Annotated in this window: 3 protein-coding genes and 2 pseudogenes; all 5 read right to left on the bottom strand. The window is 70.1% G+C overall.

What is annotated here, in order from left to right:
• Positions 1-137: 137 nt before the first annotated feature.
• On the bottom strand, positions 138-1,004 hold the full coding sequence (locus tag AC1D1G_RS38555) for a nucleoside triphosphate pyrophosphohydrolase (RefSeq protein WP_477956223.1): 867 nt from the start codon (positions 1,002-1,004) through the stop codon (positions 138-140).
• Between the two features lie 4 nt (positions 1,005-1,008).
• A complete protein-coding gene (gene mfd / locus AC1D1G_RS38550; protein ID WP_477956222.1) occupies positions 1,009-4,656 on the bottom strand; it encodes a transcription-repair coupling factor in 3,648 nt (1,215 codons plus the stop codon).
• 119 nt (positions 4,657-4,775) lie between these two features.
• Positions 4,776-5,774, bottom strand: a pseudogene (locus tag AC1D1G_RS38545) (glycosyl hydrolase); the annotation flags it as partial.
• A gap of 70 nt (positions 5,775-5,844) precedes the next feature.
• Positions 5,845-6,024 (bottom strand): annotated as a pseudogene (locus tag AC1D1G_RS38540) (amino acid--[acyl-carrier-protein] ligase); the annotation flags it as partial.
• A 977-nt stretch (positions 6,025-7,001) separates the two neighbouring features.
• Positions 7,002-7,244, bottom strand: coding sequence for an acyl carrier protein (locus tag AC1D1G_RS38535; RefSeq protein ID WP_477956221.1), 243 nt, complete (start codon positions 7,242-7,244; stop codon positions 7,002-7,004).
• Positions 7,245-7,415: the final 171 nt, after the last annotated feature.

Below are 7,415 nucleotides of genomic sequence, written 5' to 3'. Positions count from 1 at the left end.
GCCGGGGAAGGCGCCGCCGAAACCGCGGACAGTCGCAGAGAGCACAGGACGAGCCCTGGCGGAAATGCTCGTGAGCGGCGAATGGGTGGCCGCAGCGGCACGTAAACCTCTCTCGAGTTTGCGTGGAACGGCCGCCCTCACGACGGCCAGTGACCCGCCCAGTCCGCCGCTCCGAGGGCGGCCTTCCCCTGTGCACGCGCCGCATTCTCGGCTACCCGGATCCGGGTGATGAACGCGTGCGTCGCCGCCCGGAGTCTCGTCTCGGCCTCTGCTTCAGCTACCAGAACGGACTCGAGCTCGTCGGGCACGAGTTCGGGCGGCAGGCCAGCCTTGCGCGCGCGGGCGATCACCTTCGCCGCGAGGGACGCCGCGGGCTGACTCATCGCGACGCCGTCGAGGCAGGAACTCCGCGCCTTCTCCGCCGCCTTCCGGATCTCCCATGCCCGTTCCTGCTCCGCGATGTCGATCGGCCCGACGACGTCTTCTCCGAGGTGGGGACTGCGGTGCACGAGCTTGGCCACCAGGGTCGCAGCTACGTCGTCCACGTCGAAATTGCCCGACGCCGAGGCGATGCGCGAGTGGAACAGGACCTGCAGCAGCAGGTCTCCGAGCTCTTCACGCAGATCTCCGGGTTCGGACGACTCGATTGCGTCGAGAACCTCGTACGTCTCCTCGACGAGGTAGTGCGACAGGGTGCGGTGCGTCTGCGTCACTTCCCAGCCGCCATAACTCCACAATCGGTCCATCACCTCGGCAGCCTCGACGAGATTGTCGCCCGGGACCTTCGGTGCCGCGATGACGCGTGACCCCGACGCGACCCACTCGCGCACCGTGGGGTGGTCGGGCTCGGTACTGACCAGGACGGCGGCCCCGGGTGCTTCGGTCAGCAGGGTCCGCACGCCGTCGGGTACCTCGTCGGTGAACTCCACCCCGTCACCGACCACCCCGACGGCCTCCATCGGGATCGTCGTGGGCCGCAACGGGTCGAGCAGGACCACCGTCATCGGGTCAGGCCTCCATCACCACGGACCCGGCGGCCTTGCCGTCCAGCGCGACCACGAAGTCGGCGATGTACTGCAGCAACTCCACGTCACGCACCCGCTCCGCGCCGATTCCGCCCGACCCCGCCCGGGGCAGCGGCAGCTGCACCATTCCGGTGGTGGCACGGTACTGCGCGCTCGGGTAGATCCGCTTGAGGCGCAACTGCTTCGAGTCGGGCAGGGCCATCGGCGCGATCTTCAGCTGCGTCCCGACCACGGCAATCTCTTCGAGTCCGTACTCGCGGGCCAGCAGGCGCAGCTTGGCCACCGAGACCAGTCGGCGGACCTCCTCGGGCAGCGGTCCGTACCGGTCGACGAGTTCGTCGACCACGGCCGTGATGCCGTCGAGTTCGGTGGCCGCCGCGAGCTTGCGGTACCCCTCGAGCCGGAGGCGGTCGCTGGTGACGTAGTCGGGAGGGATGTGCGCGTCGACGGGCAGGTCGATACGGACCTCCTTCGGGGCGTCCTCCGTCGTGATCGGCCTGCCGTCGGCTGCCGCCCGGAACGCCTCGACGGCCTCCCCCACCAGCCGCACGTACAGGTCGAACCCGACACCCGCGACGTGACCGGACTGCTCGGCGCCCAGCACGTTTCCCGCGCCGCGGATCTCGAGGTCCTTCATCGCGACCGCCATGCCGGCACCGAGGTCGGAGTTCTGCGAGATGGTCGCGAGGCGGTCGTAGGCCGTCTCGGTGAGCGGCTTCTCCGGCGGGTACAGGAAGTACGCATAGCCGCGTTCCCGGCTCCGCCCGACGCGCCCGCGCAACTGGTGCAGCTGCGACAGGCCGAGGGAATCGGCGCGTTCGACGATGAGCGTGTTGGCGTTGGAGATGTCGAGACCCGTCTCGATGATGGTGGTGCACACCAGCACGTCGTAGTCGCGTTCCCAGAAGCCCTGCACGGTCCGCTCCAGGGTGTCCTCGTTCATCTGCCCGTGCGCCACCACGACCCGCGCCTCGGGGACGAGTTCGCGGATCCGCTGGGCCGACTTGTCGATCGAGCTGACCCGGTTGTGGACGTAGAACACCTGCCCGTCGCGGAGCAGTTCCCGTCTGATGGCCGCCGCCACCTGCTTGTCGGCATACGCGCCGACATAGGTGAGGATGGGGTGCCGCTCCTCCGGCGGCGTGAGGATCGTTGACATCTCGCGGATGCCGGCCATGCTCATCTCCAGCGTTCGCGGGATCGGCGTGGCCGACATCGTGAGAACGTCCACATGGGTGCGCAGGGCCTTGATGTGCTCCTTGTGTTCCACACCGAAGCGCTGTTCCTCGTCGACGATGACCAGGCCCAGGTCCTTCCACCGGATCCCGGTCTGCAGCAGCCGGTGCGTGCCGACCACGACGTCGATCTCGCCGTCGGCCATACCGGCGATGATCTCCTTGGAGTCACCCGCATCCGTGAAGCGGGAAAGCCCGCGCACCGTCACCGGGAACGCTGCCATGCGCTCGGTGAACGTCTGCAGATGCTGCTGAGCGAGCAGCGTCGTCGGCACCAGGACGGCCACCTGCTTGCCGTCCTGCACGGCCTTGAACGCCGCCCGCACCGCGATCTCGGTCTTGCCGTAGCCGACGTCGCCGATGACGACGCGGTCCATCGGGACCGCCTTCTCCATGTCGGCCTTGACCTCGCTGATGACCGTCAGCTGGTCGTGGGTCTCGGTGAACGCGAAGGCGTCCTCCATCTCCTTCTGCCACGGAGTGTCCGGGCCGAACGCGTGTCCGGGTGCGGCCTGCCGCGCCGCGTACAGCTGGACGAGCTCACCGGCGATCTCACGAACCGCCTTGCGCGCCTTGCGTTTGGTGTTTGCCCAGTCGGAACCGCCGAGCTTGCTGAGCGCGGGCAGCTCGCCACCGACGTACCGCGACAGCTGGTCGAGCGACTCCATCGGAACGAACAGACGGTCGCCCGGGTGTCCGCGCTTGCTGGCGGCGTACTCGATCACGAGGTACTCGCGGCGGGCGCCGCCGATGGTGCGTTCGACCATCTCGACGAATCGTCCGATGCCGTGCTGGTCGTGCACCACCATGTCCCCCGCGGTCAGGGCCAGCGGGTCCACCTGGTTGCGGCGCTTCGCCGGCAGCCTCTTGCCGTCGCCGACCGCGGCCACCCGGTTGCCGGTGAGATCGGCCTCCGTGACGATGACGAGTCCGGCGGTGGAGTCGTCGCCGGGGAAGACCAGACCGTCGTGGAGCGAACCGCGGAGCACCCCGACCTGGCCCCGCGGGGGCTCGGTACCGGGCGCGAGTTCCGCCGCCGGCACCTCGGCCTCGCGCAGACGCTCGAGCACGCGATGCGCGGTGCCGGCGCCCGCGACCACGATGACGGCGCGCCCGCCGGTGGTGACGTGGGCGCGCAGGCTCACGAACAGTTCCGACAGCAGGTCGTCGGAACCGCGGACCTGCGGCGCCGGCGTGACCGCCAGCTCCAGTTCCTCGCCGTTGCCCGACGCGAGCGGGCTCAGCGTCCACCACGGCAGGCCCGTGGTCTCCGCGGATTCACGGACCTGGCTGAGCGAGCGGTAGGCGGAGGCGCCGAGGTCGATGCCATCACCCTTCAGCACCGACGTGTCGAGCGGGGCGGCGCCGCCGATCGAGGCCGCCGTCCACGATGCCTCGAGGAACTCCTGCCCGGTACGCACCAGGTCGGTGGCGCGCGTCCGGATCTTCTCCGGATCGCACAGCAGCACGTGTGCGCTCTCGGGCAGCACGTCGGTGAGCAGCTGCAGTTGCCCCGGCCGCAGCACGGGCAGCAGTGCCTCCATGCCTTCCACCGGGATGCCGGCCGACATCTTGTCGAGCATCTCGACGAGCGCGGCGTCGGCCTGGTTGTCGACCGCGAGCTGCGCGGCCCGGTCGCGGACGTCCTCGGTGAGGAGCAGTTCGCGGCACGGCGGGGCGATCACGGCGTCGATGTCGAGTTCGGGCAGCGACCTCTGGTCCGCGACGGAGAACGCGCGCAGTTCGGTGACCTYGTCGCCCCAGAACTCGACGCGCACGGGATGATCCGCGGTGGGCGAGAACAGGTCCAGGATGCCGCCGCGGACGGCGAACTCGCCGCGCTTGCCCACCATGTCGACGCGCGTGTACGCCATTTCGACGAGCCGCTGGATCAGCCCGTCGAAGTCGTGCTCGACGCCCACGCGCAGCGTGACGGGTTCGATCTCACCGAGCCCCGGCGCCATGGGCTGCACCAGCGACCGGACGGTGGTGACGATGACCTGGAGCGGCGCCCCGTACGAGCGGTCGTCCGGCCGCGCGAGTCTGCGGAGCACCTCCACGCGCCGACCGACCGTGTCGGCGCTCGGCGACAGCCGTTCGTGCGGCAGCGTCTCCCACGACGGGAACTGGGCGACGGCGTCGCCGATCATCTCCTGCAGTTCGGCGGTGAGGTCGTCGGCCTCGCGGCCGGTCGCGGTGACCAGCAGCAGATGGGTGCGCTCGGCGAGGGCCGCGGCCACGAACGGCCGGGCGGGTGCGGGCGCGACTATGTCGAGGTGATGGCGTCCGAGAGCCTCGGTCACCTGCGCGATGACTGCGTCGCCCAGCGCGATCTTCGCCAGACCGGCGAGCGGGGTGTCGGACGAGGGCTCGGCAGCGATGAGCGGGGAAGACAACGACGCACTCCTGAGCAGTGATGACGAACTGCCGGCGAACAGCTCGGGCCGGGACGAGCGGCCAGTTGCGGACTGAGCCAGCCTAGTCGATATCGCACAAGGACGGACCGGGGTCCGTATCAGGTGGAGGCCTGCACGACCGGTGCGACGGTCATCGAGTTCAGCGCCCGCACGTGCCCGGTCACCGCGTCCGCTGTCCCGGTCCTGCGCACCGGCACGATCCGTGCTCCGCCGGGCGGCAGGTGGAACCAGGAGTCCTCCGGTTCGAAGCCGCGGAGTTCAAGGTGGACGTACTGCGCAGCGCCGTCGGTGCCGACGTCGACGACCCAGTTCCCGGACGCCGTCTGCCGCGCCACCGCAGTCAGGCCGACGGTGCGTTCGAGGGCGCGCGCCGGTCCGCCGACGAGGTGAACGGACTCGGCGACGACACCGTCCTCACTTGACAAGGTGACGGTCACGCTCTCGTAGCCGCGGGGGCCGAAGCGGTGGACGTGGGTCGCGTCGGTGAAGCGCCCGAGCACCGTGTCGAGCGACCACCGGCGGGCCGCGTGCGCGGCGACGGTCACCGATTCGGTGACGTCGAACGCCCGGGCACCGGTGCGGGTGTGCACCTGCACCCGCAACTCCCCCGCGACCTCGTGGTCGGAGTCGTTGACCGCGTCGATCCGCAGTCCGTCCAATCCGTCCTCGGCGAGGAGGACCGCGACCGGCAGCGACATCCGCCGCATCACGAACCACGGGGCCTTCGGCCTGCCGTCGGAGTCGAGCAGCCCCCACCCGGCGCCGGGTTCGAGGTCGCGGAGCGCGAGCACCAGGGCGCCGTCGCATTCCGAATCGGGCCGTCGCCAGTAACCGAGAGTCGCCGTGAACGCCTCGCAGACAGCGGCCCGACCGAGAGCGAGGTACCGCTCGGGGTCGCTCCAGCGAACCGTCGACGGCTCCTCGCCGAACAGCGTCCGCACGTAGTGATCGCGGACGTCCTCGAAGTCCCAGGACGCCCCGTTGTCCCGCGGCACCGCCGCCTTCCACCGTGGATGGTGGCCCGCCGCCGCGAGGCTGCCGAACTCGGCCTCGATCGCCGCGTCCGACGGGGGGATCGAGAATGCGAGGCACACGGCGGACCAGGCCGCGACGCACCGTGATTCGTGGATCGAGCGCGGGCTCGAGGTGCTGTCCGACCTGTGGCTCTGCTCGCACGACCGCGTCGATGCCGTCGACGATGTCCTCGAACAATCCCGACCGTCCGTAGAGGCCGGCAACCGACGTGTCCACCAGGAGGCCGGCGTCCAGCAGTTCCGCCCGGAACGCACGCCGGGCCCGCTCGAGTCCGCTCGTCTCTTCCCGCTCCACTGCTGTATCCGTGCTCATATCGTCCCCCGGTATGCCGTGGCCATCTGCGCCGAGTTGGCCATGATTCGATCGTTGTTGACCATGACGGCCGCCCCGTGCGCATCGCGCAGGTGCCGGCCGAGCCGGCGACGTCGGCCTCCGGCGAACCGGCGGGTGCCGCACCGGCGTGGTCGAACCGGCGGGCCGCCGCGAACACGATGTCCGAGAACTGCTGGTGCACAGCGGTCACCTCGGCGAGACGCGACGCCGCGGGCGAGGCCACGCCCGACTGCTTACGCGCTGCCGCTCGCACGTACCGGCGCGCCTTCTCCACCGCGGCGTCGGCGATGCCGAGGTCGGGGGTGGTGGCACGCAGCACGAGACCGGGGCTGCAGGTTCCGCGCAGACCCAGCGTGTCCAGTCACCGGTGCGCTCGAGCGTCACGTCGGCAGATGACGAGCACCTGGTCGCTCGGCGGGCTATCGGGGGTGCGCCGCGCGGTCGCGAGGATCGCGTCGGCGTAGTCGCCGTAGGAGATCACGGGGCATTCTTGACCAGCGACACCGCCCGCCGGACTGCTCCACCGCGCACGTGCTGCGCCGGACGTCGCCCCCGATGCCCAGTTCCGTCGTCGCCGATGCCAGCAGGTACCGACCGGCGACCGCGTCACGCAGGAAGGCGGAGACACCGTCGCCACCCGGATGCCGTACGAGCGAGAGGATCTGGGTCTGGTGCATCGCGAACACCATCGCCGTCGCGGCGCAGTGACGCCCGAGGGTCCTGGCGATCGTGCACAGTTCGTGAAGCGTCGCGCTTCGCCACCCAGTCCCGTGGGAACGGCACACGAGAGCAACCGCTGGTCCCGGAGCGCGTCGATCGCTTCGTGCGGACACGCGCGTCCCGATCGACGTCGACGGCCCAGCGCGCGGCGACCTCGGCCACGACCCTCTCGGCTCGCGCCGCCGGTCCCCACGACTGCGCGGACTCGATCCCGGTGCCGCTCGCGAGGGCGATACTCATGCCACTCCGAGTTCGACGAGTGCGCCCCGAATGGAATCCACACTCGCGAACGTGCTCTTGCGCAGAAGCTCGTCGGGAAAATCGATGTCGAACGAATCCTCCAGCGCCAGCATGATGTTGACGCTCGCGTGCGACGTCAAACCCAGTTCGTAGAGATCGGCGCCGACGGCGATGCTCGCGGCATCGACGGACAACCGGGCGTGGTCGCCGAGAACCTTGCGGATGGTCTGCTCGCTCATGGGTGACGTTCTCCTTGGTGATGGGATGGGGTGCCGAGCCGGGACGCGGTGACCATCGCGATCGCGACGTCGGCCTCGTGCGAGATCGAGACGTCGAATCCGCCGAGCCCCTGCCGCTCGGCGAGGGCCGACGCGTTGCCGGACAGGCGCACTCCGCATCCGCCCCAGCTC

It is taken from the genome of Rhodococcus sp. P3_B8 (genome assembly GCF_056402775.1).
This window is presented reverse-complemented; position numbering and strand designations above follow the sequence as displayed.

Excerpts from the sequence above, each read along its gene's own strand:
- AC1D1G_RS38555 (WP_477956223.1), bottom strand. The coding sequence starts at position 1,004 with ATGACGGTGGTCCTGCTCGACCCGTTGCGGCCCACGACGATCCCGATG.
- AC1D1G_RS38535 (WP_477956221.1), bottom strand. The coding sequence starts at position 7,244 with ATGAGCGAGCAGACCATCCGCAAGGTTCTCGGCGACCACGCCCGGTTG.